The sequence below is a fragment of the Afipia felis ATCC 53690 genome (assembly GCF_000314735.2).
GTDB lineage: Bacteria > Pseudomonadota > Alphaproteobacteria > Rhizobiales > Xanthobacteraceae > Afipia > Afipia felis.
Window position 1 is genome coordinate 244,870 of the sequence record NZ_KB375270.1, and the last position, 22,846, is coordinate 267,715.

Consider the following 22,846-nt stretch of genomic DNA (forward strand, 5'->3'; position numbering starts at 1 on the left):
TCAGTGCACGATCACCGCTCCCGCCATTCGGCAAAGCGCGATGTGATCCCGAAACAGGAGTTTGCCATGTTGAAGATTATTTCAGCCGCCGTTGTCGCCGCTTCGGTGATGGTTGCGCCGGCGATGGCCGCGACCGTCATCAAGACGCAAAAGCCGATGACGCATTCGCACGTTCTGAAGCCGTCGGTGGCCAATGCCAACGCCCATATGGTGAAGAAGCATCATCGCCACCATGTGCGTCCGCATCACCATGCCAAAAAGCATGTGATCGTGAAGCATCGTCATTAACGATGCATGACAGCGGCGCAGTTTCCCCCGGCTGCGTTCGCTGAGCAGAAAGCCGGTTCGTGGATTCCCCTTCCACGGACCGGCTTTGTTTTTGTCAATTCGTCACAAAACGCAGGCCGCCATATACGCCGATGCCTGTCTTTTGGTAGCCCAGCGGGTTTTGGTAATGGCGGTCGAACAGGTTGTCGACGCGTCCAAACACTGACCAGTTTTGATCGACCTTGTAGTTCGCAGCGAGGTTGACGAGTTGATATCCGGGCGCGCGTATGGACCCGCCAGATAACGGATCGGTATCGAGCCAGGAACTGATCCATAGCGCGGTCGCCGTCAGCGTCAGACTGTCGGTCGCAGCCCATTGGGCTTGGGCGCTCCATTTATGTTCGGGTCTGCGCTTCAGCTCCGTGTGAAGTGTGTCGTCTGTCGCTATCGTATGAGTATAGTCGCCCCGAAGGGTCAGGCGCTCAGTTAGCGTAACCGATGCAAACGCCTCCAAACCATGAGTCGTTGCGAATGCGACATTCTCGTACATGTAGACGAAGGGGTTTGCGGTCGGAACGCTCTCAATCAGATTGTTGAAGTTGTTATGATACCAGGTCGCGCCGAATTTGACCCGTTTATTGAAAAGGGCTTGCTCGAACCCGTAATCGTATCCCTTGCTTTCTTCCGGCTTCAAATTGAGGTTGGCGCTGAAGGGACCATAAAGCTGGTCGATTGAAGGTGCATGAAAGCCCGTGCCGTAACTGGCCTTAAGTTTGGTGTCGGTTTCAGGAAACAGAATCGCCGGTGCGATACGGAATGTGTCGTGGCCTCCAAAGTGATCGTTCTGATCGTGGCGCACATTGGACACGATGAAAAACCGATCGAAAAAATTGGATTGTAGTTCGGCATAGCTGCCGAGATTTTGAATTGTGCCAGAAGCTGGTGCAACGCCATACAGGGCATAGTCGACGCTGCCCTTTTCGGTTTCGTGTTCCACGCCCGTGACAAGTGTTTGTCCCTGCAGGAGAGTGAGATCGGATCTCCAGTAGACCTTTGTGCGGTCTCCATGGAAGAAGCTGTTCGGAGTCGACCCGTACCCAAGGGTGACGTAATAAGGATCGGACGTCTTGCGGTCGGTATCGGTGTAGGTCACGCCGAAATGGTTGTTGAAACGACCGTCGAGTAGTTTGAATACACCGTCGAGCAAACCGCTGAACTGGCGGTTGCCGGACCGGGACTGGACCGGGTTGGCGTATGGATAGTTATCATTATCGGTGTAACGCAGATGCGCGTCCGTATAGCGCGCAACGGCATTGAGCGAAAACATCTCGGAAAAGTCGTGGCTGACTTTGCCGTGGAATGTCAGGTTGTCATAGAAATCGTTATTGCGTTTCTGGCCCGGCGGCAGAAGTTCAGCCGGTGTGACTGGCGTGGATTCGACGCGCATATGCGATCCGCTGAACGCGTAACTGGTGTCGCTCGTGCTTCCGCTCACCGACGTCGCCTGATTGAACGTCCCGAAAGATCCACCTTCAACCAGCGTGGACCATTGCGGTGCGCCTTTTCCGGTTTTGGTCGTGATCGAGATCACGCCACCCAATGCATCTGATCCATACAATCCACCTTGAGGTCCGCGAAGAACTTCGAGTTGTTCGATCCCGAAAGTCGTCAACGGACCAAAATCGAATTGGCGGCTGGGATTCGACGGATCGCTCACGTCGATGCCGTCGATGAGTACTTTGGTGTGATTTGAATTTGCGCCGCGGATGAAAACGGATGTCAGTTCGCCTGGAGCGTTAGGGGCAACGTTAAGGCCCGGAACGGTCAGCAGCAGGTCGGGGACAGTTCGTCTTTGTGTATTCTCGATCTCCTGCCCGGTGATCACGGTGATCGAACTTGCAATCTGGCTGACCGGAGTAGGGATCGTGGTCGGCGATGTCACCAGATGACCCGGCGGATTTGCGGGAGCGGTGGTCGGTGCTTCGGCGGTGCGCGGCTGCGGCTTCGCATCGACGCGCTTGTTGCGCTTCGGCAGATGGTGATTCGGCTTTTTGGCGGCAGGGCTCACCTGAATCGCGGGCAGCGGCGGCTCGGCCTGCTGTGCCTGCGCGGATGGAATGAAAGCTGCGCTTGCCAGCAGCGCCGCAAGCAGAGCAGGCGAGATACGCTTGCGGGAAGATAATTGATGCGATGTCACGTTCGGCCCCCACCGAAATATTTCAGGCGGAGAACGATCGGCTTCCAGACACATGATGCGAAAGTGGTTTTTCACATCGGGACTGGAGAAGGCCGCAGCATTTCTCCGCAACGGTTGTTGTCGTGTCACCGCTGCGGAAGCCGCTCCTTCGCACGCCCCGCGCGACGGATGGATGACCGGGACAGGCAGGTCTCCTGGCTCGCGGATCGTCGCTGCTGTCCGCCTTCCCAAGCCGGCATTGCGCCGAACGCTCAGTGGCATGATGGACAGCGGCTCACCGCTGACAGTTGCGGGGGCAGCTTCGGAATTGCCGCGCCGGACGAGGTGTGCGAAACATCTCCTCAGCGCGACGGCACCGAATTCCCTATTATGCCAGCTTGCGCCGGCACCTGTACCGTGCCCGCAATCAAGCGGTGTGGTGGTGTCATGTCAACGCCACAGTGTCCGAGAATCCCCGCGCGATGGACTTCCCCGATATGCGTTGCAAATGGGAGACAGCGGTTCGCCGCGCGTCTCGTCTTGCCGTGCCGCTCGTGACCGCGGCCGTGATACTGGGCGGCTGCGCGTTCGGCAGCGCCGAGTATGATGGCGTCGCCTATACCGCCGACCGTGGCGTCAGCGACCAGCCGTTTCCGAAGAATTATCGTGCCGAGCTGCTCGCGTTTCTGCACACTTATCTCAACGATCCGACCGGCGTGCGAAGCGCGGGGATTGCCGAGCCCTTCCAGCGCGAGGTCGGCGGGCGGCAGCGCTACGTCACCTGCGTGCGCTACAGCGCCAAGGAGATCGACGGCACTTACACCCCGATGAAGGATCGCGCGGTGGTCTATATCGATGGCCGCCTCGACCGGCTGATCGAGAAACCGGATGAGATCTGCGCGGGCGCGAACTATGCGCCGTTTCCCGAGTTGGAGAAGCTCACGCGGTGAGGCCTTCGATGCAATTCCGGACGACGATACGGCTTGCGGCTTGTCTGGTGCTGTGTCTCGGCATCGCTGCCGTGCAGGGCATCGTCACGCGTCCGGAAATCGCCGGCTGGTATAGCGGCCTGGCGAAGCCGCCATGGACGCCGCCGGCGTCTCTTTTTCCGATCGTCTGGACCGCGCTCTACATCATGATGGCGGTGGCGCTGTGGCGGCTGTGGGAACGGGCCGCGCCGTCGCCCGCGCGCAACTGGGCGATCGTGCTGTTTCTTGTTCAACTCGCGCTCAATGCAGCATGGTCGCCGCTGTTTTTCGGTGCGCATGCGACACGGTTGGCGCTGATCGACATCATGATTCTGCTTGTTGCGATCGCACTGACGATGGTGGCAAGTGCGCGTGCGGATCGCGTCGCGGCATGGCTGCTTGGGCCATATCTCGCATGGGTCGCCTATGCGGCGACGCTCAATGGCGGCATCGTCTGGATGAATTGAGGGCGGAGGCCTTCAACGGGCGGCACGGAGAATCGGCAGACGGACTCTGAACCGGGTTTTTCGCAAGACATCCGCGAAAAAACAAAGCGCGGGACTCTTCTCCCGAATCTCCCTCAAATCCCGGCATCGATTGGGGCGATTCTCGTCCCTTCAGACTGCCGAGCGAACAGCCATGACGGATCGTGTTCTCACTCTCGCTTTGACCTTTGCAGTGGTCACCAACACGCTGTGTCTGTGGTCATATATGTAACGGATTGGCCAGCGGCGGGTTGCCTCAATTGAGGTAACCCTGATTCGCGGCTTCGATGCGGGTCGAGATATCGACGTAGTGCTTCAATTGGGAGTTTTCCGTCTCCAGGTGCTCGTTAGCGATCAGCAGGGCGCGCACCGCGCTGCGCAGATTGCCGTCACAGCTCGCGATCGTCTCGTCGATCAGCGCGTCGTAGTGATCTGCCGAAAATTTTGAGAACGCCATCCGGTTACTCCATGTCTACTCGATGAGCTGTCGATAACCCCCAAGTCGGACGCCTATGAGGCGGTTCGGCACATCCTTACCTTTTGCCCGCAATTCACAGCATGCCTGTGGATGATCTGTTGATGTCTGCCGGTGAAGGCATGGGCCATTGCGCAGACATGCGATTTAGCGATGGCGTAATTCGCGAGCCTTGTCGGGTGCGCCGCGTGGCGACAGCCCGCGCCAGAGCATGTCCCGGGAAGTCGCGGGCTTGCTGACGGGCTTTGAGCCAGTGTCGATGCTCAACACCGCGGCGAATGCGCGCCTGATCCGTGCATCTTCTATTTTGGCGATGTACGCGTAAAGCGGCGACGATGGAGTGTTGTCTTGCTCAGCCATCGCGCGGCACAATTCCTCGCTCAGTGTGCGGAAATAGCGGAAGTCCTGCCGTCCGCCGCCGGAGGAGAGGCCGATCTGGTCGATTTCCCGGGCCGCAGCGACGACCTGCTGGCGGTCGGGCTCCTCGAGCGTCAATGCAAAGCGCAGCAGGGACAGGTGCCATGCCCGCAGGGTTTTGGCGTGCCGCTCGACCGAAGCAGGCCCGGTCATGCGCGCTGCCGCGTTGTCACAACTCCTTCCGGAGCAAACCGGCCGGTCATGTCGAGTTCGATCGTCGTCGGCAACTCGATGACCGCTTCGGGATGATGTCCGTTTTCAAATAGGGCATAGCGAACGGCATCGACGCGATTGGCGAACAGTCCGCCAAAAAGACCGCAACGCTCTTGCGCCACCCAGTTGCCGCGACGGTCCTTGCCGATGAACACAACTGGAGCACCATTCGAGGAATGTCCGGATTTTGTCATCGCGCTAGGTATCCATGGCGATTTGGACGATTGCCGCGAGGCAAAACAGGGCGCCATACACGGCGGCTTCGTCCCAATAGGTGAGGGTATTTCCCAAAGGCTTCTCACGACGCAGCAAAGCGGAAAGAACGCAGAGATAAACCGATACCAGCAGCATGGCATAACCGAAGCTTCCGCCGATGAAGGCCGAGAGCACGGACAGCAGAATGATGCGCATGGTGAAGCGCACGATGACATGGAGCGATTGCAGCTCGTTCGGGTGTGCCGGGTCTAGATCCATATGCAGTCTCTGCATCGCCTACTCCGCGCATCCCGGTTGTTGTCACGGAGCGCAGGTGTCTGTGATGGACTGTCGTTAGCCGGAGAGCGCATCTGGATGCGATGCGGAGTCGCTGTTCAGAAAATAAAGAGAATATAAAAGGGGACGATAAATTCGGGTCTGCACGCTGTACGCCAGCAGACGGCTCATTTCGGCGGTAGAACGCCCATCAGGTTTCCAAAGCGGGGTTTCCGGGCCGGAATGCCTGTCTGGGTGGTCTTGTCTGTCCCGCGCAGCACTGATAGCTGTTGGCGCGTCGCCGGCGTAGCACAGCGGTAGTGCAGCGGTTTTGTAAACCGAAGGTCGGGAGTTCGATCCTCTCCGCCGGCACCAGTCAAATCAGGCACTCTCAGATTTTTCAGGAAACAGACCTTTGCTTCCGTTCCTGATTTTGTTCCTGATCTTATTCCTGCCGCTGACGCCGCAGGACTCTGCGATGTGTCTCGCGGACTGGCGCTAGGACGCCAGATTGGGAACGACGGAGATGCTCTGTCCCCGATAACAGGGACGCCTGCCGTCTCGGTGCGGTTCCGTCCGGCCGCCTTGGCGCTGTACAGGGCCTGATCGGCGCGCCGGAACATGTCCTCGAACACCTTGTCCGTGTGCAGGCGAGTAGCTACGCCGGCCGAGATCGTGACGGAAATTTTTATTGCACCGGCGGCGAAATGGGCTTGTTCAATCGCAATGCGCATCCGCTCGATGGCATCGACCGCCGTGACGTGATGGTCGACATTGAGCAGGACAGCGAATTCCTCGCCGCCGCTGCGCGCGACGACATCGGTCTTCCTGCTGTGCTCCCGCAGAAGGGCTGCGACCTTGACCAGGACCTGATCTCCCGCGTCGTGGCCGTATGTGTCGTTCACCGTTTTGAAGTTGTCGATATCGATCACGGCGACGGCAAAACCGGAATGGCCATTCCTGGCTTCTCCGAATCTTGTCTCGCCGGCTTGAGCGAGCATCCTGCGGTTCGGCAGGCCGGTGAGATAGTCGGTCGATGCGGCAACCTCCAGCCGACGTCGCAGAAAGTCCGAGCACATCAACAGGAAGGCGGTCGTCCCCACGACTGGCAGTAGCGTCATCACGATCGGCGACAGCAGGTTTAGCCAGCTTGTGCCGCTCTCAATGGCGAAGTCGCGGCTGATATCCATCAGAAGGTAAGCAATGAGCCGACCAAGACCGTAGATCACGCCAAGCGCGAAGAGACCGATCAGGATTTTTCGGCTGTGCGATGTATCTTCGGACGCCTTGAAGAGCAGCGTCCAGATGCTGGCGCCCATCAAAAATGCCCAGGAGATGGACACGATCACCACGCGAATTTGAAAATTGGGCGTGACAACGGAGAACCAGAGAACGCCGGCGGTGGTGACGATCGCCGGAAGAAGCTGCCATGCTTTGGGGCGGCCTCCATAGAATTGCTGAACGGCCGCATAGTAGGCGGTGAGGCCAAGGGCTATCGGGCCATTGGCGCAGACAAGCATCAGGGGGCGAGGCAGGGGGTGGCCGAACGCGAACATGGCGCATCCGCCCGCAATCAGGACCGTGCCGATCTGCCAGGATCTTGCAGCCGGCCGCAGTGCATTGGGGAGATCGCGCGAGACCACGCTCAGGACGCAGGCATTGGCGAGCATCATGAGAGATACGGTCGTGAAGACGGTGCCTGCGTCCATTCTCTTGGATGTCTCCTGGCTTCAGCCGTTCGAATATTCTCTCGTGGCTTTAGCCCAACATCCTTGAATCGTCCGTTCAGGCCGATGCTGAACGGAGTGTTACCGAGTTTATGAACAAGCAGATCAAAGACGGTCGAGCTGCAGCTTGTGGCTGAATTCGCGATAGCGGTGGGCGATCATCGCGTTGATTTGAACGGAAGCCGTGCGAGCAGTGGCCAGACGTCGCAGTGTCAACGGTACCCGACAGGAAGCTTAGGTCCATCGACATTCTCAGCCCTGTCGTCGGGCCATTTGCTTTCTGTTAACCGCTGATCTTATTCGTATTTTAGTTCCTGATCGCTGCAATTGAACGCGACCTTATGCTTGCGCGTTAGCCTTACCGCGCGATTGCGGCTGCGTCTTAACTCATGGCGGCTGCGGCTGAATTAGGATCAAGGCGAATTCGGAAGGTTGTGCTGATGCGTATCGTCGTCTCGCTCGCGGTTTTGATCGGCACCACGGTGCTTGCGTTCGCGGACAGCGGCGGAGTGATCGCCGTGCCAGGGAAGCGCGGCGTTCCGGTCTTCATCAATGGCCGCGATGCGACGTATGCCATGGTTGAAGGCGACTGGGGGTTGTCGCGTGGCGTGCATGTGCAGCCGAGTGTCTACGGCGGCTGGGATTACTACGAGGCTCCTCCCGTTGGACATTATTATCCGTCGCTTGGTCGCCGTCCGGGTTATGGCCGCCTCGAGATTCAACCTTCGGCAAACCGTCAATTGCCGCAGCCTGCGGAAAGCTTCAATCGATCCTGGTCGGCCAAATCCGCGCCGCCGGCTCCTCAGGCCGTGCCCGATTACCCGCCACCGGTGATTGTCGCCCCGGCGCCCAATCGGCGTTTCTGAAATGAAAACACAACAGATAACGAACAGGAGAGTGCGTATGCGTTTCAAGGTTCTGGGTCTCGTCGCGACGATCGCGGCGATGGTCAGCGCAGCCCCGGCGATGGCCTGTTACAACGGCTGCGGCGGCGGTCTGTTCACGTCGGGTGTTGGTGCTTATGGCTGCGGTTATATCGCAAGCGGTTGCGGTGTGACGTTCCGCGAGCAGTTGCCGAATCTCGATGCCGGCCCACAGTATTATTACGTCAATCAGGGGCCGACCTATACCGGTCCCGGCAATATCGCGCCGGTGCCGACCTATCAGGAACGCTCGGTGTCAGGCTGGGCGGCTTACAGCCGGCCATATTACTACGGCTACAATGGCGGGCCGTACGCACATGCCTCGCACCACTATTACGATGGCGCCTACATCCAGGGTCCGCGGGTGTACAGCTATCGCTGGCATCATCGCCGCGCGCGCGTGCATCGCACGAACTATCACCAGCACAATCGCGGCGTGAAGCCGCGCACCCATTACTACTACACCGGCCAGCCGACTGGTGAGCGCGTCGTGCGCGGCAATGGGCATGCGCATCCGAACAAGATGTAATCCATCGATCGTGGCTGATCTGGCTTCGCTCCTCTCCGCGTGATGCGGAGGGGAGCGAAGTTTTTTTGGGGGGGCTACTTCATCAAGCCGAGCCGCGACGCGCCGATATAGAGCGCGAGCGCGGTGGCGTTCGAGACGTTCAGGCTCTTGATCTCGCCCGGCATGTCGAGCCGCGCGACTGTGCCACAGGTCTCGCGCGTCAGTTGCCGCAGTCCTTTGCCCTCGGCACCGAGCACGAGCGCGAGGGGGCTGCGCAATTCCGTTTCGGCGAGATTGGTGCTGCCTTCGCTGTCGAGCCCGACGGTGAGGAAGCCGTACTCCTTCATCTCATTGAGCGCGCGGGCGAGGTTCTGCACGATTACCAGCGGTACGAGTTCCAGCGCGCCGGAGGCGGATTTCGCCAACACGCCGGTGGCCTCCGGGCTGTGCCGCGCTGTCGTCACCACCGCCTTCACCGCGAATGCTGCCGCAGAACGTAGGATCGCGCCGACATTGTGCGGATCGGTGATCTGGTCGAGCACCAGCACGATGCCGTCTTGCGGCAGTTTGGAAATATCGAGCGCGGGCAGGGGATCGACTTCCGCGAGCAGGCCCTGATGCACAGCATCGGGACCGAGCCGCTGGTCGATCACGCTGGGACGTACTACCTCGGGCGTCAGCTTCTTGAGATCGATGTTTTCTTCCTCAAGGCGGCGCAGCGCGTTCTCCGTCACGAACAGTTTGCGAATCTTCCGGCGAGGATTGGCCAGCGCCAGGGTGACGGTGTGCCAGCCATAGAGAATTGCTGGCCCGTCGCGATCCTCCCGGTTCCGTCGGTGAGGTGGCCCGCCTCGGCCGCGCTGCGGCGGACGGTTCGAGCCCTTGAAGCGGGAAGATGAATCACGGCTGGCCATGCGCGCTTGTCTCATGCGGAACATAGCGAGGCAATCGGCAAGCCGCAGGGGCGGGCGATCTTCAAGCCAGGACTGGACTTTTTAAGGATTCAGACCTTGGGAAATAAGCTGCCGTCTTGGTTGACTTTCCCCCGCCGCTTCCCCCATAAACGCGCCGACCGGGGCCCCGTGAACGGGCTCGCTTTTCAAACGTCATTGCGGATTGTCTCACCGCCTCGCGGCGGACAGGCCTGATGACGCTGAATTCCGGGGGAGTGTCCCGAGTGGCAAAGGGAGCTGACTGTAAATCAGCCGCCGTATGGCTTCGAAGGTTCGAGTCCTTCTTCCCCCACCATATTGAAAACGCTCGCGAAATTGAATTTTCGCGAGCGTTTTTTATTGCCGTGAGCGGAGCGGGCTGGCACCCGAGCGATCAGCGGAATTAGACGTTCTTCCGTCTGAAAATGGAAAATCCCGCCCGCAGCAGCTTGCTGTAGCAAACCATCTCGTAGGCTGAATCATCCAGCAGACGTTGATGGGCCTTGTAGTTCTTGATGTCGAAAATATCGTCCAGCGCGATGTATTTGGCGCCGATGGTCTGCTCCAGCTCGGCGTCACCGGAGAAGGGGCCTCCGTCGATCAGGACGAAATCGAACGTGTCGATTCCGAATTTCTGTTTGATCGACTTGATGCCGTTTTCCTGAAGGGCGTTTGCTTCAATATATAAATTGGACTCTTGAAGCAGGTCATTGAATTCGCGCTCGACCTGATCGGGATCGGCACCGTTATAAAAATTTGCGGCGTGTCGATGCGAGAACTCCGAAATATCCTTCGGAGTTAGAAATTCGCTCCGGCTCACGGTCACCACGTTATGGCAGTGGATGTCGCTGCGCCTGCGGTAGCGCCGCTCAAGCCTGGCATGGCGTCGCTTCGCGAACTCGACGGCGTGGAGTTGTGGATGCGACGGGTTTTTGAGCATTCCTTTTGCAAGGCCTACTGTTGAACCCCGGCCGTCCGACGAGCCTATTTCGAGGATCGTTTTCACATCCGGAAATGAAGCGATTCGCTCCAGCGTCCTCTGAAACTCATCCCTTTTGATGTGGGCGTGAATGATGATATCCAATCCGCTGTGTCCGCGGTTGGCAAATCCGGCGATAAATCCGCTGAGTCTAGACAAAGAGACCACCTTCGAGATGCGTATCTGATAGCGCAGAATATGCTTCGTTTTTGCTGTCTCTCGCAAGCTGACGACGATAGCTCACACGAACAGGAAATCGCCCGGCAAATATTCAGCCGCAATCGCGTCGAGCGGAAACGTCCGCTTCAATTTGAAAATGTTCAGATTGCTCTGATCCGTCGGCACGCCTTCTACAATCCAGCAGCTGCCGCATATCGTTGGAACAAGGCTGGCCTTGCAAAGATAATGTCCATCTGGAGGATACTTCCAATAGCAGATGAATGAGTTTCACAAACATCTGCACATTTAAAGCCAAGACCTTCAATATAAGTGATCGTCTCTCCGATGAGAGGAGCGCCGGCGTTGAACGGGAGGAATGATAGTTCGGCGACGATAGCCGAGGCGTTTTCCAGGACCTTGCCTGCACCTTTCAGAACATCGATTTCCGCACCCTGAACATCAAGTTTGATTAAATCAGGTGCAGGTAAGCCCTTCTCGGTCACAAGGCTATCGAGTCGCCTAGTTGGGACTTGGACGATTTTCACGTTGTCGTTGAATGACTGCGTGCGCTCGCGATGGAGACTTGTGCTGGTCTGGATAGTTTCGTTGATGAAAAGGGGCGCGCCAGCTTCATTATCCTCAACGCTCATGGCTGCGATGAAAAACGGATGGCCTGTTTTTTCAAGGAATGGGGCGTGGAGATTGTTTGCTTCGAATAAATAGAAGGCAGCTGATGGGAAAATTCTTCTCGCCTCTCGCGTCCAATGGCCTCTGAATGCCCCAATGTCGTAAATTGTTTTTGGGGCGAAACCGGCGCTCCGGAACCGATCAAGTGTTCGTTCGTGAGTGAGTGTCGGAATGTGATGTCGCCAGACATCCCTCAAATGTCGCCGGGTGGTGCGTGAGAAGATTGGCGGCACCATCAGCCGGGCGAATTCAAGAGCCTTCATGATTTTTCCGGTTTGTACTGACCGGCGTGCGACCGGCAAATAAATGGAGCGGGTGAAGGGAATCGAACCCTCGTATTCAGCTTGGAAGGCTGCTGCTCTACCATTGAGCTACACCCGCGCGCACGCAGATATGCAATACCGTTACCGTGTTGGCAACGGCGAATTCCAGCGGTCCGGCTGCGGCTCTAGGGGCGCAACAGCCGCTATGCCGCCGAGCGGTTCTTGATCGCCCCAACGATCGCGGTGAGAATCGCACCACCGGCGCCGCCGCCCACCACCTGTGTGATGATCGAGCCGACGTCGAAATTACCGCTCTGGATCGATGCCGCCACAGTCGGCCATGCCATCGTGATGATCTGGCCGAGTACACCGCCGCCGACCAGGCCTGCGATGGTGTTGCCGATGGTGCCGAGATCGAATGTCGGGGAAGCCTTGCCCGCGGCATTGCCGCCGAGAGCGCCTGCAACAAGATTGATTAAAATCTGTTCCATGATCGAGCCTCGATTTGCCAACGCAGCAAGCGTATCATTTTTATAAGGCTCTATATTGTCACGGGGTTGTGACGCAGATGCATGCATTCTTCGCTGTGGACCGGCGCGTGCGAAGAATTGCCAAGGTGCATCGATCGGCAAAAGCTTGGATTCTCGTTCACGCACCGAAGGAGCAAGGCAATGCAAGGCGCTGAAATTGGATGGATTGCGGCCATCATCGTTGGCGGTCTGGCTGGCTGGTTCGCCGAGATGTTCATGAAGAGCGGTACCGGCATTTTCATGAATATCGTGCTTGGCATCGTCGGCGCGTCGTTGGCGAATTTTCTACTGGGATTGTTCGGCGTCGCGCTGGGCGGGTGGGTCGGTTACCTCATCGCCGGTTTTATCGGCGCCTGCATCCTGATCTTCCTCTGGCGCGCGATTCGCGGACGAGCGTGACGTTTGACGATCTGACGGCGCCCGCAGTTCAGCGGCCGCCGCCATTGTTTTGCGCGTCCTAAGCCGCGTACCGCTTCGCGGGCTCTTTGCCGGAGAGATTCGGCATCAGTTTTTGGCGTGCTGCTTCATAAGCTTCCAGATCCGCATTGTTAGGCAGTGCGGGAATGGTGGCGAATTCATTCTGGTCAAGACCAGACAACGCGGCATCGACCATGCGCTCCGCCGGCATCACCCATTCGCTCGGCACGTTCTCAAGCGGCAGTCCCGAAACATCCCAGAAGTCCGTGGCTGTTGCGCCGGGCAGCACGGCCTGAACGCGGATGTTCTTGTCCTGAAGCTCGTGGCGAAGTGACTGACTGAAGGCGAGAACGAAAGCCTTCGATGCGCCATAGACTCCATTGAGTAATTCCGGCGCGATGGCGACGACCGAGGCTATGTTGATGATCGTGCCGCCGCCGCGGGCGACGAAGCCGGGCACGGCGGCATAGGTGAGCCGTGTCAGTGCGGTGACATTCAGGTCGATCATCTCTTCCATCCTGTCGGCATCGGAATCGAGCAGCGGCGCGGTGGCGCCGATGCCTGCGTTGTTCACCAGCAGGGTGATGCTGGCGTCGGTCCGCAGCAGGTTCTCGATTCGCCGCAGGTCGTCTCTTTTGCCGAGATCGGCGGTCACGACCTCGACGGCGCGGCCGGTCGCGGCGCCGATCCTGTCGGCGAGGGCATTCAGTTTTTCGCGCCGTCGCGCGACCAGAATGAGATTGTAGCCGCGGCGGCTGAGCCGTTCCGCATAGATCGCGCCAATGCCGGAAGATGCACCGGTAATGAGCGCAGTGCCTTTTGCTGAAAGTGCCATGATACGTCTCCTGTTGATCCAATCAGTGTCTTCCTGAGCTGGATATCTACTTTTCAGGACGTCCCAAATGTCATATAAGCACCTTTTCAGGACATAGGTGGCTCCCCATGCATGAGGTTGCGCTGGCGATATTCCCCGGTTTTCAGGCGATGGGGTTTGCTGTGGTGTCTGCGTTTGAAGTGGCCAACATGACGTTGGGCAAACCAGCCTATCGGCTGACGTTGCTGTCGGAGAGCGGCGGGCCCGTGCGCTCTTCAGCCGGCTTCTGCATCGAGACCGAAGCGTTCGGCGACGAGACGTTCGACACCGTCGTGATCGGCGCGGGCGCGCAAATCGAACCTGTCACGCCGGCCATGGCGGAATTCGTGCGGCGCTCGATGGGGACGGCGCGCAGAGTGGCCGCGCCCTGCATTGGTGCATTTGTCCTGGCAGAGGCTGGAGTACTCGATGGTCGCCGCGCCACCACGCACTGGGCTTTCGCGCAAGAACTGCGACAGCGATATCCCGCGATCACGGTCGAGGAAGATCGCATCTACATCGTGGACGGGCCGGTGTGGACCTCGGCGGGGATGACGGCCGGCATCGACCTCGCGCTCGCCATGATCGAGAAGGATCACGGCGCTGAGGTAGCGCGGTCAGTGGCGCGCAAGCTGGTCGTCTATCATCGCCGCGCGGGAGGTCAGTCGCAGTTTTCGACGTTGCTTGAACTCGCGCCGAAATCGGACCGTATCCAGAGCGCGCTCGACTACGCCAAGAGCCATCTTCGGAATGTATTGTCGGTCGAGGAACTCGCGCAGGCTGCGCATCTCAGTCCCCGGCAATTCAGCCGCGCGTTTCGTTCCGAAACCGGACAGTCTCCGGCCAAGGCCGTCGAGCATCTGCGCGTCGAGGCTGCGCGTCTGATGATGGAGGAGGGCCGTCATTCGATGGATGTGATTGCAAACGAGACGGGCTTTGCCGATCGTGAACGGATGCGCCGGGCTTTCCTGCGTGTGCTCGGACAGCCGCCGCAATCGATCCGCCGTCACGCGCGCGCCGCCGCGGCGTGAGATGTGTGGCGCTCAGGCGTCTTCCTCCGGCATGACATCGTCCGGGCGCGTCACGAGGCGAATGTCGCAGACGATGCCGGATGCGGCATAGCTCACGTCATATCCGCCGCCCAACTGCCGCGTCAGGCTGGTGATGAGGCGTGTGCCGAAGCCTTCCTGTTCCGGTGGTTTCACCGGCGGGCCGCCATGTTCGCTCCAGGTCAGAGAGATCAGGTTGCCGCGCTCGTCCGGCTGCTTGGTCCAGCGCACCTCGACATGACCGGTGTCGTTGCTGAGCGCGCCGTATTTCAGCGAGTTGGTGCAAAGCTCATGAAAGATCATGGCCGTCGGCACCACGCTCGCCGAGCGCAGTTCCACCGGCGGTCCCGAGAGTGTGAAGCGGTGAGCGAGATCCTCGCGCGCCGGTGCGAGGGCTGCTTCGGCGACTTCCCGCAGATCGGCGTGCTGCCAGTTGTGACGTGTCAGGAGATCGTGACTGCGCACCAGCGCCTGCAGCCGTTCCTGAAAGCCGCGCAGCGCCTCCGGTCCCTGATTATTGCGAAAGCTCATGGCGGCGATGGATTGCACCGTGGCGAGCGTGTTCTTCACACGGTGGGCGAGTTCGTGGACAAGAATCTCGCGTCGCGCCTCCGACTGCTCGCGCTCGTCCTCGCGCCGCGCGTTTTCGTCCATCAGGCTATCGAAGGTCTGGCCGAGCACGCCGATCTCGTCGCTGCGGCCGTCCAGCCGGTTGCGGACGCCGTCCTGTCCGCGCCGCCAGCTCTCTGCCGTGGCGACCATCTGCATCAGGGGCTTGCGGATGATGCTGTCGCCGACGAGCCACGCCAGCACGAAGGCGGCCGTGCTGCCGAGCACGAACAGCAGGATGCTGCTGCGAAGCGCGCGGTCGATCGGTCCCAACGCTTCCGAGCGTGCGATGCCGCTCGACACATAGAGGCCGAACGATGTGTAGGGAGCGGGTACATAGCCGATAATGCGGTCGATGCCGTCGCGGCTGCGGACATCCGCCGTGCCGGGCAGCGCCGAGAGCAGATACATGTATCGCGTGGAAAAACTCGTCCCGATGAATTTTTCCGGCTCGGGTTCGCGCGCGACGATGATGCCGTTGCGGTCTGCCACGGTGATTGCGCTGCCGGGTGCAAGTCCGCGTTCGCGCAGTTGCCGGCCGAGCCATTCGAGATTGACCCCGGCGCCGACGATGAAATCGATATGGTCTCCCGTCACGGCAGGCAGCGCGACCGGGACAATGCGGCGGTCGGACAGTCGGCTCATGGTGTAGTCGCCGACGGCAAACTGGCGCGTGGCGAGAGCCTCGCGGAAATAATAGCGATCGCTGAGATTGACGGCGGGCACGCGGCCTTCGCTGAAGCAGCGCGGTTCGCCACTCGGTTCGACGATGACGATGGATGTCAGCAGCGGCAGTTTCGCCCGCACGCGCGCTAGATATTGCTGACAGGCGGCGAAGTCGCCGCCGCGGATTTCCGAGGACTGGCTCGCCGTATACAGGACGCCCTTGATGCCTTCGAAGATCTGTTCGAGTTCGGAGACGGCGAAATGCGCGTTGCGCGTCGCCTCCGCATTGGCGTCCCGGTAGCGATTGTCGCGCAGATCGAGGGAGGAATAGATCAAAGCGGCGAGCCCCGGCAGGCATGCCACCAGCACCAGCGACAGGAGACGATAAACCAGCGACATGCGGCGCATGGAAGAAAGGCGTCTCAAGCCGCAGTTCCCGGTTTCGCGAGGGGCCTCATGATCCGGATTCATTAAGAAAGCAGGGGGAGGGCGAGTCAAGTCGCGTTATCCGTTGGAAAAGGCGTCGGAAATATCCAACGAGAGGGCGTGACGAACGCAAATCGGTCGGCTATAGAAAGCCGTCTGTAGGGGTGTAGCTCAGTTGGTAGAGCATCGGTCTCCAAAACCGAGGGTCGCAGGTTCGAGTCCTGCCGCCCCTGCCAGTCCTTGATCCGTACGGGCTTCGATTGCATGACCGTCCCGCCAGCCGCAGCGGGATTTTTTTATGCCCGATGCCGCCGTACGGAGTAGAGATCGGGGAAGATCCAGGCGAGGTGGCGGCGAACGCCGCGATAGCCATTGATATCGGCGTCGCACGAATCCCTTAGACGGGTCGCGGACCGGGACATTCATCATGACGGTTTCAGCACAGCCCATTCCTTCCGGATTTCGCGCGCCCGACGGCATGCGCATCTATGCGATCGGCGACATCCACGGCCGTGTTGACCTGTTGCGGGACAAGCTCGCCGCGATCGATGCCGATCTGGCCGCACGGCCGGGCGTCAACCCGCTGCGAATCTTCATCGGCGATTACATTGACCGCGGCCCGGATTCGCGCGGCGTGATCGATACGCTGGTTGAACTGGGCCGCAGGGAGAGCTGTGTCTTTCTGCGCGGCAATCACGAGGCGATTCTCCTGGATTTTCCGCATAACCCGAAGCTCATGTCGGCCTGGCGGTCGGTTGGCGGCATCGAGACGCTGGCGTCCTACGGCATTGCGTCGTCGCCGGACCCGGACCCTACGGAGGCGTTGCAACTCGCCAACACGTTCGAGCGCACGCTGCCGGAGAGCCATCGCGACTTCTATCGCAAACTCGTCATTTCCCATGCGGCGGGCGATTTGTATTTCGTCCATGCGGGGGTGAGGCCGGGCGTCCCGCTGGAGGCGCAGTCGGTGGCGGACCGGATCTGGATCCGGCACGAATTCCTCAATCATGAGGGGCTGTTCGAGAAGCTTGTCATCCACGGCCATACGCCTGCGCCGGAACCGGAAATCAGGCCCAACCGCATCAATATCGATACGCGGGCCTTTTCCTCGGGCCGCCTGACCTGCATCTGGCTGGAGGGCGGGCATTTCGGCTTTATCTGAAGGGAGTTGGGCGGGGCCGGGAAGGGCTGGATCGGTTGGGATGCCTTGACCTTGCGGCCCGGGCGCAGTAGATAGCTGCACCTGCTGCTGGCCCGTTCTACGGATATCCGGCGCGGCTTTATCTCCCCGGACAATCGAGCCCGCTTGGCGGCTCATCCTTCAAACGAGGGTTGGGCGCCGCGAACGGCTGTCCGGAAACAGGCAATCTGGCCCAACACTTTATCAGACGCGAGTGGATACCGAGACGATGGCTTTCAGCCCGTTCAAATTTCTGCAGGAGGTCCGCTCCGAGACGTCCAAGGTGGTGTGGCCGACCCGCCGCGAGACCATGATCACGACCATCATGGTGTTCGTGCTGGTGGCTGTTGCGTCGATCTTCTTTTTCGTCACGGATCAGGTGATCCGGTTGTTGATTACATTCATCCTCGGCATTCGCTAGCGACGGCTGGAACTGAACATCATGAGCATGCGCTGGTACATCGTTCACGCCTATTCGAACTTCGAGAAGAAAGTCTCCGAATCCATTCGCGAGCAGGCCAAGCAACGCGGCCTCGAGGAATTGTTCGAGCAGGTGCTGGTTCCGACCGAGAAGGTCACGGAAGTACGCCGCGGCCGCAAGGTCGATACCGAGCGCAAGTTCTTCCCCGGCTATGTGCTGGTGAAAATGAACCTGACCGACGAGGCGTTCCATCTCATCAAGAACACTCCGAAGGTGACAGGCTTCCTCGGCGCCGAAAACAAGCCGATGCCGATCTCGGAGGCCGAGGCGATGCGTATCCTGCATCAGGTGCAGGAAGGCGTGGAGCGGCCCAAGACCTCGGTGTCGTTCGAGGTCGGCGAGAACGTCCGCGTGGCGGATGGTCCGTTCGCTTCGTTCTCCGGCGTGGTAGAGGAAGTGGACGATGCGCGTTCGCGTGTGAAGGTCGCGGTGTCGATCTTCGGTCGTGCGACGCCGGTCGAACTGGAATTCGGTCAGGTCGAAAAGGTCTGATCGTCACCGGGGCGGTTCGCCGCTCCGTAAGACCCGTGGAAGGGGGCAGGTGATCGCCAGTCACTTGCGAAACCGGACCACGGTTCCTCAAGAAGGCCCGGAATGGTCCGGGCCATTTGAAGGAGTAGAGCATGGCAAAGAAAGTGACCGGATACCTGAAGTTGCAGGTGCCGGCCGGTGCGGCGAACCCGTCGCCACCGATCGGTCCCGCGCTTGGTCAGCGCGGCCTCAACATCATGGAGTTCTGCAAGGCGTTCAACGCGCAGACCCAGAAGATCGAAAAGAACACCCCGATTCCGGTGGTTATCACCATTTATGCGGACCGTTCCTTCACCTTCGAGATGAAGACGCCGCCGATGTCCTTCTTCCTCAAGCAGGCGGCAAAGGTCCAGTCCGGCTCCAAGGCGCCGGGCCGCGATGTCGCGGGCAAGGTGACGAAGGCGCAGGTGCGGGAAATCGCCGAGAAGAAGATGAAGGATCTCAACTGCGACTCCATTGAATCGGCCATGAAGATGGTCGAGGGCTCTGCCCGTTCAATGGGTCTGGAAGTGGCGGGGTAACGGGTCATGGCTATTGGAAAGAAGCTCGTGAAGGCCCGTGAGGGCATCGACCGCGAAAAGCTCTACCCGATCGCGGACGCCATCAAGATGGTCAAGGAACGCGCTCACGCGAAGTTCGACGAGACCATCGAGATCGCGATCAATCTCGGCGTCGATCCGCGTCATGCGGACCAGATGGTGCGTGGCGTCGTCACGCTGCCGAACGGCACCGGCCGCACGCTGCGCGTCGGCGTGTTTGCTCGCGGCGCCAAGGCTGATGAAGCCAAGGCCGCTGGCGCTGACGTTGTCGGCGCGGAAGATCTGGTGGAGATCGTGCAGGGCGGCAAGATCGAGTTCGATCGCTGCATCGCGACCCCGGACATGATGCCGCTGGTCGGTCGTCTCGGTAAGGTGCTCGGCCCGCGCGGCATGATGCCGAACCCGAAGATTGGCACCGTGACCATGGACGTCGCGTCGGCCGTGAAGGGCGCCAAGGGCGGCTCGGTTGAGTTCCGCGTCGAGAAGGCGGGTATCGTTCAGGCCGGCGTCGGCAAGGCGTCGTTCTCGGAAGACAAGCTCGTCGAGAACATCAAGGCGCTCGCCGATGCGGTCGCCAAGGCGAAGCCGGCAGGTGCCAAGGGCACCTACATCCAGCGCGTTGCGGTGTCCTCGACCATGGGCCCGGGCGTGAAGGTCGAGCCGGGCAGCCTGAACTCCTGATCGGAGCGGTTTGCGAAAGATTGCAGGGCGGGGCGGATAAAATCCGCTCCGCCCTTTGCTTTGGGGCTAACGCAACGTCACCGCGACGATCTGGGACATCGAATTGCGAGGAAGCACTGCGCGCGGAGTCACAATGAACTGCGGCGCTTCCTGCATGAGCTGGGCCACATCCTCGGGCGATAGCGCCGCCATGAATGGCGTGGTTTGATGTTTCAAATCCTCGATCGGTAGTTCGCGGATCGGGCTTTTCAGATAGACTAGAACGTCATGATCGAATGCATGAGCGGTGACGTAAAGCGGCATGTTCTGCGGCCTGACGGACTGGATGATTTGTGCGGCGATTTTTGATTGGCGAAAGGCGCTCGGCAGGAAGGGCATTGCGATCCAGCCGAGCACGATCAGATAAGCCGACATTGCGATGACGATCGCGGCGCACGTCGCGATTAACTTTGGCCAGGTAACTTGCCATGCGGCGAACAGCAATCCGCACATCACGGCAAGCGCCGCACTCGACGGCATCGCATACCGGCTTGAAACCCCACCCGGCCAGAACAGCAAGGCCACGGAGCAAAGGGTTGCGTATAAAACCGTTGCGAGCAGGAGATCGCTGTCTTGGCGGGGATGTCGTTCAGCCAGAATTCTGAAAGCAGGAATCAACAACAATGATCCCGGCAGCCATTGGAAAAACAGGATGATGACGAATTTGATGTGGACGTAAACCCACTGGCTAAACTCCAATCCCCCGATCCGAGAATGGCGGAGCCACCCGCTAGCGTCACCAGTTTTATCGACGGCTAGGTACCATGCAGCAGTTATCGAAAGGGCGATCAGAACGGCGGCAATGAAGCCGGGTACCTGGCTCCATCGCCGCTTGAGCATGATGTAGGCGCTGACGCCTAAAACGAAGTAGCCTAGTGGTTGCGGCCCTTTAGTGAGAGAGGCCGCTGTCAGGGCAAGTGCAACGACCAGCCATCGCGCGGGGGATACCCGTGCCTGATTTTCTCCCTCCCACCACGCTGTAAAAGCCGCGAACAGAAGCACCGAGACGGTCACGTCCGGTTCCGCCGTAATCAATTTCAGCGCCACCATTGGCGTGGCAAACCAGCACAACACGCCAAACAGCGCCGCAGCTTTTCCCGCCTGTGGCTGAACCAGTCGAAACACCAAGCCACCGCCGGCCAGCAGGAACAGCACCTGGATTCCGCGTGCGAGCATTAAACTCGCATTACCAGTGACCGTGCCGGCGGCTGCAATCATCCAGGATAAAAGAACCGGACGTTCGACGAAGCGAATGCCGTATCGGTGAGGCTCCAGCCAATGGCCATCTTCTAAGGCGCTTCGCGCGAGAGCAACTACCGTTCCTTCTTCGAAATGCGCGCCGCGTAGCCAGATGGCTGGAAAAACCATCAGGAACCACAGGCCGACGATCCATACCCATGCCGGTATAGAGCTGTCGCCAAGCCGCAAAAACAGCATTGAGGGAGGCTGCGTCGTGGTAGAACCCGCGGCTGCCATAGATGGGGCCAATCGATGGAGGAAATTGATACCTTTCTCTATGGATGGAACCGGAACCTGTCAAAGGTATTGGAGGCAGCAGAGGCATGATTTGGGCCAGAATCTACTTGGCAAAGCCGTTCCGACTCGTTAAACATTCCTTTCCGGGCGTGCTGGCTGTTGCTGGCGCGTCTGTGCTCGTTTTCCGAAAAACCAAACAATAGGAGTTCATTCCTCGTCGATCAATCCGCTTGGCTTGCTCGACCCGGAAGCGAACGACTGTCGGTACGGTTTTGGAAAACGGCAGAGGTCGCATCCTCATGGATTGCGGCTTCGAATCCTGTCCAAGACTGCGGGTGCCTTGCCCATTCTTTTGAAGGGCTTGGCTTAATTTCCTGCACAGACGGGTGAAGACCGAATTTGCATTCCGCCGTTAATGGCGGGCAGCGGATTGGGTTCGACCTCGACACCTCGAAAGGTTCGCGAAAGCGGCCCGACGAGAGGGCAGGCTGTGAAATGTCGTCAGGCCCTGACGTGTCGAGAGATTGATTTTGAGTCTCGAGACCCGAGCTGGGCAGGACGATCGGTGCAACCCGGCGGTCTTGCTTCCGAGCAAAGGCCGCCAACCGGAAAGAGCTTGCTGTGGAACGAGCGGCAAAAAAAGAGGCGGTCGAAACGCTAAAGGGGACCTTCCAGTCCACGGGCGTTGCGGTCGTTGCTCATTATTCCGGCCTCACGGTGGCTCAGATGCAGACTCTGCGTACGCAGATGAAGCAGGCTGGCGCCTCGGTGAAGGTCTCGAAGAACCGTCTCGCCAAAATTGCTCTTGAGGGCACGGACGTTGCCTCCATTGGTTCCCTGTTGAAGGGGCCAACCGTGATCGCGACTTCAAACGATCCGGTCGCAGCGCCGAAGATTGCCGTCGAATTCGCCAAGGCGAACGAGAAGTTCGTCATCCTTGGCGGCGCGATGGGAACGACTGTCCTGAATCCCGACGCGGTGAAGGCGCTTGCCTCGCTGCCGTCGCTCGACGAACTGCGCGGTAAACTTGTCGGCCTCCTGGTGGCGCCGGCAACCAAGCTCGCTCAGCTCGCCAACGCTCCCGCGGCGAAGGTCGCGCGCGTTGTTCAGGCCTATGCCTCAAAGGGTGAAGCGGCGTGATGCCATTCTCCATCTCAACTGGTTCGAACTGATACGCTGAAGGAAAACTACAATGGCTGATTTGCAGAAGATCGTGGACGACCTCTCGAGCCTCACCGTGCTCGAGGCTGCCGAGCTCGCGAAGCTCCTCGAAGAGAAGTGGGGCGTTTCGGCTGCCGCCGCCGTGGCGGTTGCTGCCGCTCCGGGCGCTGGCGGTGCTGGTGCTGCCGCTGCTGAAGAAAAGACCGAGTTCCAGGTCGTTCTGGCTGCGGCTGGCGACAAGAAGATCGAGGTCATCAAGGAAGTCCGCGCCATCACCGGCCTGGGCCTCAAGGAAGCCAAGGACCTCGTCGAAGGCGCGCCGAAGCCGCTCAAGGAAGGCGTTGCCAAGGACGAAGCCGAGAAGATCAAGGCGACCCTCGAGAAGGTCGGCGCCAAGGTCGAGCTTAAGTAAGGCGATAATCTTGTTCGGGCCGGTTCCTTCGGGAGCCGGTCCGGACACGACAATGTGTGGCGGTTTGAGGAGGTACCCCTCGAAAAGCTGCAAAAACCCACCACATAGGTGGGAGCACGAAAGGCGTCCCGGCCAGCAGGGGTCAT

General features: G+C 59.6%; 26 protein-coding genes, 4 tRNA genes, 1 pseudogene and 1 riboswitch. Of the genes and pseudogenes, 17 read left to right on the forward strand and 14 right to left on the reverse strand.

Annotated elements, in window-relative coordinates; translation table 11 throughout:
• Window positions 1-66: 66 nt before the first annotated feature.
• Window positions 67-288 (forward strand): His-rich protein BRANT, encoded by a 222-nt coding sequence (locus HMPREF9697_RS01255; protein ID WP_002715331.1) that lies wholly within the window; start codon window positions 67-69, stop codon window positions 286-288.
• A gap of 94 nt (window positions 289-382) precedes the next feature.
• Here HMPREF9697_RS01255 and HMPREF9697_RS01260 read toward each other — a convergent pair whose 3' ends face one another.
• Window positions 383-2,335: a TonB-dependent receptor plug domain-containing protein gene (locus tag HMPREF9697_RS01260; RefSeq protein WP_244597844.1), complete on the reverse strand. Its 1,953-nt coding sequence runs from the start codon at window positions 2,333-2,335 to the stop codon at window positions 383-385.
• A 296-nt stretch (window positions 2,336-2,631) separates the two neighbouring features.
• Window positions 2,632-2,872, reverse strand: a riboswitch (cobalamin riboswitch).
• A 68-nt stretch (window positions 2,873-2,940) separates the two neighbouring features.
• Between HMPREF9697_RS01260 and HMPREF9697_RS01265 the strand changes: the two genes are divergently transcribed.
• A complete protein-coding gene (locus tag HMPREF9697_RS01265) occupies window positions 2,941-3,393 on the forward strand; it encodes a hypothetical protein (protein ID WP_002715333.1) in 453 nt (150 codons plus the stop codon).
• An 8-nt stretch (window positions 3,394-3,401) separates the two neighbouring features.
• Window positions 3,402-3,878, forward strand: coding sequence for a TspO/MBR family protein (locus tag HMPREF9697_RS01270; RefSeq protein WP_002715334.1), 477 nt, complete (start codon window positions 3,402-3,404; stop codon window positions 3,876-3,878).
• Window positions 3,879-4,152: 274 nt separating this feature from the next.
• Here HMPREF9697_RS01270 and HMPREF9697_RS01275 read toward each other — a convergent pair whose 3' ends face one another.
• The 4 genes from HMPREF9697_RS01275 to HMPREF9697_RS01290 all read right to left on the reverse strand — a co-directional run bounded on the left by HMPREF9697_RS01275 (window position 4,153) and on the right by HMPREF9697_RS01290 (window position 5,490).
• Window positions 4,153-4,353 (reverse strand): hypothetical protein, encoded by a 201-nt coding sequence (locus HMPREF9697_RS01275; RefSeq protein ID WP_002715335.1) that lies wholly within the window; start codon window positions 4,351-4,353, stop codon window positions 4,153-4,155.
• A 165-nt stretch (window positions 4,354-4,518) separates the two neighbouring features.
• Complete coding sequence (locus HMPREF9697_RS01280) at window positions 4,519-4,941, reverse strand: hypothetical protein (RefSeq protein ID WP_002715336.1); 423 nt, start codon at window positions 4,939-4,941, stop codon at window positions 4,519-4,521.
• Window positions 4,938-5,195: a hypothetical protein gene (locus tag HMPREF9697_RS01285; RefSeq protein ID WP_002715337.1), complete on the reverse strand. Its 258-nt coding sequence runs from the start codon at window positions 5,193-5,195 to the stop codon at window positions 4,938-4,940. The genes HMPREF9697_RS01280 and HMPREF9697_RS01285 overlap by 4 nt, the downstream gene beginning before the upstream one ends.
• A 4-nt stretch (window positions 5,196-5,199) precedes the next feature.
• Window positions 5,200-5,490 carry a hypothetical protein gene (locus HMPREF9697_RS01290; RefSeq protein ID WP_002715338.1) on the reverse strand — a complete coding sequence of 97 codons (291 nt, stop codon included), beginning with the start codon at window positions 5,488-5,490 and terminating at the stop codon, window positions 5,200-5,202.
• Between the two features lie 282 nt (window positions 5,491-5,772).
• Here HMPREF9697_RS01290 and HMPREF9697_RS01295 point away from each other — a divergent pair.
• A tRNA-Thr gene (locus HMPREF9697_RS01295) sits at window positions 5,773-5,847 on the forward strand.
• A gap of 242 nt (window positions 5,848-6,089) precedes the next feature.
• On the opposite strand, the pseudogene HMPREF9697_RS21685 reads toward HMPREF9697_RS01295, so the two are convergent.
• Window positions 6,090-7,181 (reverse strand): annotated as a pseudogene (locus HMPREF9697_RS21685) (GGDEF domain-containing protein); the annotation flags it as partial.
• 458 nt (window positions 7,182-7,639) lie between these two features.
• Between HMPREF9697_RS21685 and HMPREF9697_RS01310 the strand changes: the two are divergent.
• Both HMPREF9697_RS01310 and HMPREF9697_RS01315 read left to right on the forward strand, forming a co-directional pair.
• Window positions 7,640-8,065, forward strand: coding sequence for a hypothetical protein (locus HMPREF9697_RS01310; RefSeq protein ID WP_002715339.1), 426 nt, complete (start codon window positions 7,640-7,642; stop codon window positions 8,063-8,065).
• A gap of 37 nt (window positions 8,066-8,102) precedes the next feature.
• Window positions 8,103-8,651, forward strand: coding sequence for a hypothetical protein (locus HMPREF9697_RS01315; RefSeq protein ID WP_002715340.1), 549 nt, complete (start codon window positions 8,103-8,105; stop codon window positions 8,649-8,651).
• A 74-nt stretch (window positions 8,652-8,725) separates the two neighbouring features.
• Here HMPREF9697_RS01315 and rlmB read toward each other — a convergent pair whose 3' ends face one another.
• Entirely contained in the window at window positions 8,726-9,544 is an 819-nt protein-coding gene (gene rlmB, locus HMPREF9697_RS01320) for a 23S rRNA (guanosine(2251)-2'-O)-methyltransferase RlmB (RefSeq protein WP_002715341.1), read from the reverse strand.
• Window positions 9,545-9,792: 248 nt separating this feature from the next.
• Between rlmB and HMPREF9697_RS01325 the strand changes: the two genes are divergently transcribed.
• A tRNA-Tyr gene (locus HMPREF9697_RS01325) sits at window positions 9,793-9,878 on the forward strand.
• 87 nt (window positions 9,879-9,965) lie between these two features.
• Here the strand turns inward: HMPREF9697_RS01325 and HMPREF9697_RS01330 are convergent.
• The 4 genes from HMPREF9697_RS01330 to HMPREF9697_RS01345 all read right to left on the reverse strand — a co-directional run bounded on the left by HMPREF9697_RS01330 (window position 9,966) and on the right by HMPREF9697_RS01345 (window position 12,141).
• Complete coding sequence (locus HMPREF9697_RS01330; RefSeq protein WP_040307764.1) at window positions 9,966-10,646, reverse strand: hypothetical protein; 681 nt, start codon at window positions 10,644-10,646, stop codon at window positions 9,966-9,968.
• Between the two features lie 245 nt (window positions 10,647-10,891).
• A complete protein-coding gene (locus HMPREF9697_RS20250; RefSeq protein WP_002715343.1) occupies window positions 10,892-11,650 on the reverse strand; it encodes an FkbM family methyltransferase in 759 nt (252 codons plus the stop codon).
• Window positions 11,651-11,694: 44 nt separating this feature from the next.
• Window positions 11,695-11,768 (reverse strand) — tRNA-Gly (locus HMPREF9697_RS01340).
• An 85-nt stretch (window positions 11,769-11,853) separates the two neighbouring features.
• The gene (locus HMPREF9697_RS01345) at window positions 11,854-12,141 is read right to left on the reverse strand and encodes a hypothetical protein (RefSeq protein ID WP_002715344.1); all 288 of its coding nucleotides are present in this window, start codon (window positions 12,139-12,141) and stop codon (window positions 11,854-11,856) included.
• Between the two features lie 180 nt (window positions 12,142-12,321).
• On the opposite strand from HMPREF9697_RS01345, the gene HMPREF9697_RS01350 reads away from it, so the two are divergent.
• A complete protein-coding gene (locus HMPREF9697_RS01350; protein ID WP_002715345.1) occupies window positions 12,322-12,579 on the forward strand; it encodes a GlsB/YeaQ/YmgE family stress response membrane protein in 258 nt (85 codons plus the stop codon).
• A 58-nt stretch (window positions 12,580-12,637) separates the two neighbouring features.
• Here HMPREF9697_RS01350 and HMPREF9697_RS01355 read toward each other — a convergent pair whose 3' ends face one another.
• Window positions 12,638-13,432, reverse strand: coding sequence for an SDR family NAD(P)-dependent oxidoreductase (locus tag HMPREF9697_RS01355; protein WP_002715346.1), 795 nt, complete (start codon window positions 13,430-13,432; stop codon window positions 12,638-12,640).
• 107 nt (window positions 13,433-13,539) lie between these two features.
• Between HMPREF9697_RS01355 and HMPREF9697_RS01360 the strand changes: the two genes are divergently transcribed.
• Window positions 13,540-14,481 carry a GlxA family transcriptional regulator gene (locus HMPREF9697_RS01360; RefSeq protein WP_002715347.1) on the forward strand — a complete coding sequence of 314 codons (942 nt, stop codon included), beginning with the start codon at window positions 13,540-13,542 and terminating at the stop codon, window positions 14,479-14,481.
• 12 nt (window positions 14,482-14,493) lie between these two features.
• On the opposite strand, the gene HMPREF9697_RS01365 is transcribed toward HMPREF9697_RS01360, so the two are convergent.
• Entirely contained in the window at window positions 14,494-16,182 is a 1,689-nt protein-coding gene (locus tag HMPREF9697_RS01365; RefSeq protein ID WP_002715348.1) for a sensor histidine kinase, read from the reverse strand.
• 178 nt (window positions 16,183-16,360) lie between these two features.
• On the opposite strand from HMPREF9697_RS01365, the gene HMPREF9697_RS01370 reads away from it, so the two are divergent.
• From HMPREF9697_RS01370 to rplA, 6 genes are all read left to right on the forward strand, one after another.
• A tRNA-Trp gene (locus HMPREF9697_RS01370) sits at window positions 16,361-16,436 on the forward strand.
• 191 nt (window positions 16,437-16,627) lie between these two features.
• Window positions 16,628-17,362: a metallophosphoesterase family protein gene (locus tag HMPREF9697_RS01375; RefSeq protein WP_002715349.1), complete on the forward strand. Its 735-nt coding sequence runs from the start codon at window positions 16,628-16,630 to the stop codon at window positions 17,360-17,362.
• A gap of 247 nt (window positions 17,363-17,609) precedes the next feature.
• Window positions 17,610-17,801: a preprotein translocase subunit SecE gene (secE, locus tag HMPREF9697_RS01380; protein WP_002715350.1), complete on the forward strand. Its 192-nt coding sequence runs from the start codon at window positions 17,610-17,612 to the stop codon at window positions 17,799-17,801.
• Between the two features lie 21 nt (window positions 17,802-17,822).
• On the forward strand, window positions 17,823-18,353 hold the full coding sequence (gene nusG / locus HMPREF9697_RS01385) for a transcription termination/antitermination protein NusG (RefSeq protein WP_002715351.1): 531 nt from the start codon (window positions 17,823-17,825) through the stop codon (window positions 18,351-18,353).
• Between the two features lie 131 nt (window positions 18,354-18,484).
• On the forward strand, window positions 18,485-18,913 hold the full coding sequence (rplK, locus tag HMPREF9697_RS01390; RefSeq protein WP_002715352.1) for a 50S ribosomal protein L11: 429 nt from the start codon (window positions 18,485-18,487) through the stop codon (window positions 18,911-18,913).
• A gap of 6 nt (window positions 18,914-18,919) precedes the next feature.
• Entirely contained in the window at window positions 18,920-19,612 is a 693-nt protein-coding gene (gene rplA, locus HMPREF9697_RS01395; RefSeq protein WP_002715353.1) for a 50S ribosomal protein L1, read from the forward strand.
• A gap of 66 nt (window positions 19,613-19,678) precedes the next feature.
• On the opposite strand, the gene HMPREF9697_RS01400 is transcribed toward rplA, so the two are convergent.
• The gene (locus tag HMPREF9697_RS01400; RefSeq protein WP_002715354.1) at window positions 19,679-21,088 is read right to left on the reverse strand and encodes an ArnT family glycosyltransferase; all 1,410 of its coding nucleotides are present in this window, start codon (window positions 21,086-21,088) and stop codon (window positions 19,679-19,681) included.
• Window positions 21,089-21,748: 660 nt separating this feature from the next.
• Here HMPREF9697_RS01400 and rplJ point away from each other — a divergent pair.
• Window positions 21,749-22,267 carry a 50S ribosomal protein L10 gene (gene rplJ / locus HMPREF9697_RS01405; protein ID WP_002715356.1) on the forward strand — a complete coding sequence of 173 codons (519 nt, stop codon included), beginning with the start codon at window positions 21,749-21,751 and terminating at the stop codon, window positions 22,265-22,267.
• A gap of 52 nt (window positions 22,268-22,319) precedes the next feature.
• Window positions 22,320-22,700 (forward strand): 50S ribosomal protein L7/L12, encoded by a 381-nt coding sequence (rplL, locus tag HMPREF9697_RS01410; protein WP_002715357.1) that lies wholly within the window; start codon window positions 22,320-22,322, stop codon window positions 22,698-22,700.
• The last annotated feature ends 146 nt before the right edge of the window (window positions 22,701-22,846 follow it).

Coding starts and splice junctions, on each gene's coding strand:
- rplK (WP_002715352.1), top strand. CDS start 18,485: ATGGCAAAGAAAGTGACCGGATACCTGAAGTTGCAGGTGCCGGCCGGT.
- HMPREF9697_RS20250 (WP_002715343.1), bottom strand. CDS start 11,650: ATGAAGGCTCTTGAATTCGCCCGGCTGATGGTGCCGCCAATCTTCTCA.
- HMPREF9697_RS01255 (WP_002715331.1), top strand. CDS start 67: ATGTTGAAGATTATTTCAGCCGCCGTTGTCGCCGCTTCGGTGATGGTT.
- secE (WP_002715350.1), top strand. CDS start 17,610: ATGGCTTTCAGCCCGTTCAAATTTCTGCAGGAGGTCCGCTCCGAGACG.
- HMPREF9697_RS01365 (WP_002715348.1), bottom strand. CDS start 16,182: ATGCGCCGCATGTCGCTGGTTTATCGTCTCCTGTCGCTGGTGCTGGTG.
- HMPREF9697_RS01270 (WP_002715334.1), top strand. CDS start 3,402: ATGCAATTCCGGACGACGATACGGCTTGCGGCTTGTCTGGTGCTGTGT.
- HMPREF9697_RS01375 (WP_002715349.1), top strand. CDS start 16,628: ATGACGGTTTCAGCACAGCCCATTCCTTCCGGATTTCGCGCGCCCGAC.
- HMPREF9697_RS01355 (WP_002715346.1), bottom strand. CDS start 13,432: ATGGCACTTTCAGCAAAAGGCACTGCGCTCATTACCGGTGCATCTTCC.
- HMPREF9697_RS01265 (WP_002715333.1), top strand. CDS start 2,941: ATGCGTTGCAAATGGGAGACAGCGGTTCGCCGCGCGTCTCGTCTTGCC.
- HMPREF9697_RS01275 (WP_002715335.1), bottom strand. CDS start 4,353: ATGGCGTTCTCAAAATTTTCGGCAGATCACTACGACGCGCTGATCGAC.
- HMPREF9697_RS01310 (WP_002715339.1), top strand. CDS start 7,640: ATGCGTATCGTCGTCTCGCTCGCGGTTTTGATCGGCACCACGGTGCTT.
- rplL (WP_002715357.1), top strand. CDS start 22,320: ATGGCTGATTTGCAGAAGATCGTGGACGACCTCTCGAGCCTCACCGTG.
- HMPREF9697_RS01280 (WP_002715336.1), bottom strand. CDS start 4,941: ATGACCGGGCCTGCTTCGGTCGAGCGGCACGCCAAAACCCTGCGGGCA.
- HMPREF9697_RS01360 (WP_002715347.1), top strand. CDS start 13,540: ATGCATGAGGTTGCGCTGGCGATATTCCCCGGTTTTCAGGCGATGGGG.
- HMPREF9697_RS01400 (WP_002715354.1), bottom strand. CDS start 21,088: ATGCTGTTTTTGCGGCTTGGCGACAGCTCTATACCGGCATGGGTATGG.
- HMPREF9697_RS01345 (WP_002715344.1), bottom strand. CDS start 12,141: ATGGAACAGATTTTAATCAATCTTGTTGCAGGCGCTCTCGGCGGCAAT.
- nusG (WP_002715351.1), top strand. CDS start 17,823: ATGAGCATGCGCTGGTACATCGTTCACGCCTATTCGAACTTCGAGAAG.
- HMPREF9697_RS01350 (WP_002715345.1), top strand. CDS start 12,322: ATGCAAGGCGCTGAAATTGGATGGATTGCGGCCATCATCGTTGGCGGT.
- HMPREF9697_RS01285 (WP_002715337.1), bottom strand. CDS start 5,195: ATGACAAAATCCGGACATTCCTCGAATGGTGCTCCAGTTGTGTTCATC.
- rplA (WP_002715353.1), top strand. CDS start 18,920: ATGGCTATTGGAAAGAAGCTCGTGAAGGCCCGTGAGGGCATCGACCGC.
- rlmB (WP_002715341.1), bottom strand. CDS start 9,544: ATGGCCAGCCGTGATTCATCTTCCCGCTTCAAGGGCTCGAACCGTCCG.
- HMPREF9697_RS01315 (WP_002715340.1), top strand. CDS start 8,103: ATGCGTTTCAAGGTTCTGGGTCTCGTCGCGACGATCGCGGCGATGGTC.
- HMPREF9697_RS01290 (WP_002715338.1), bottom strand. CDS start 5,490: ATGCAGAGACTGCATATGGATCTAGACCCGGCACACCCGAACGAGCTG.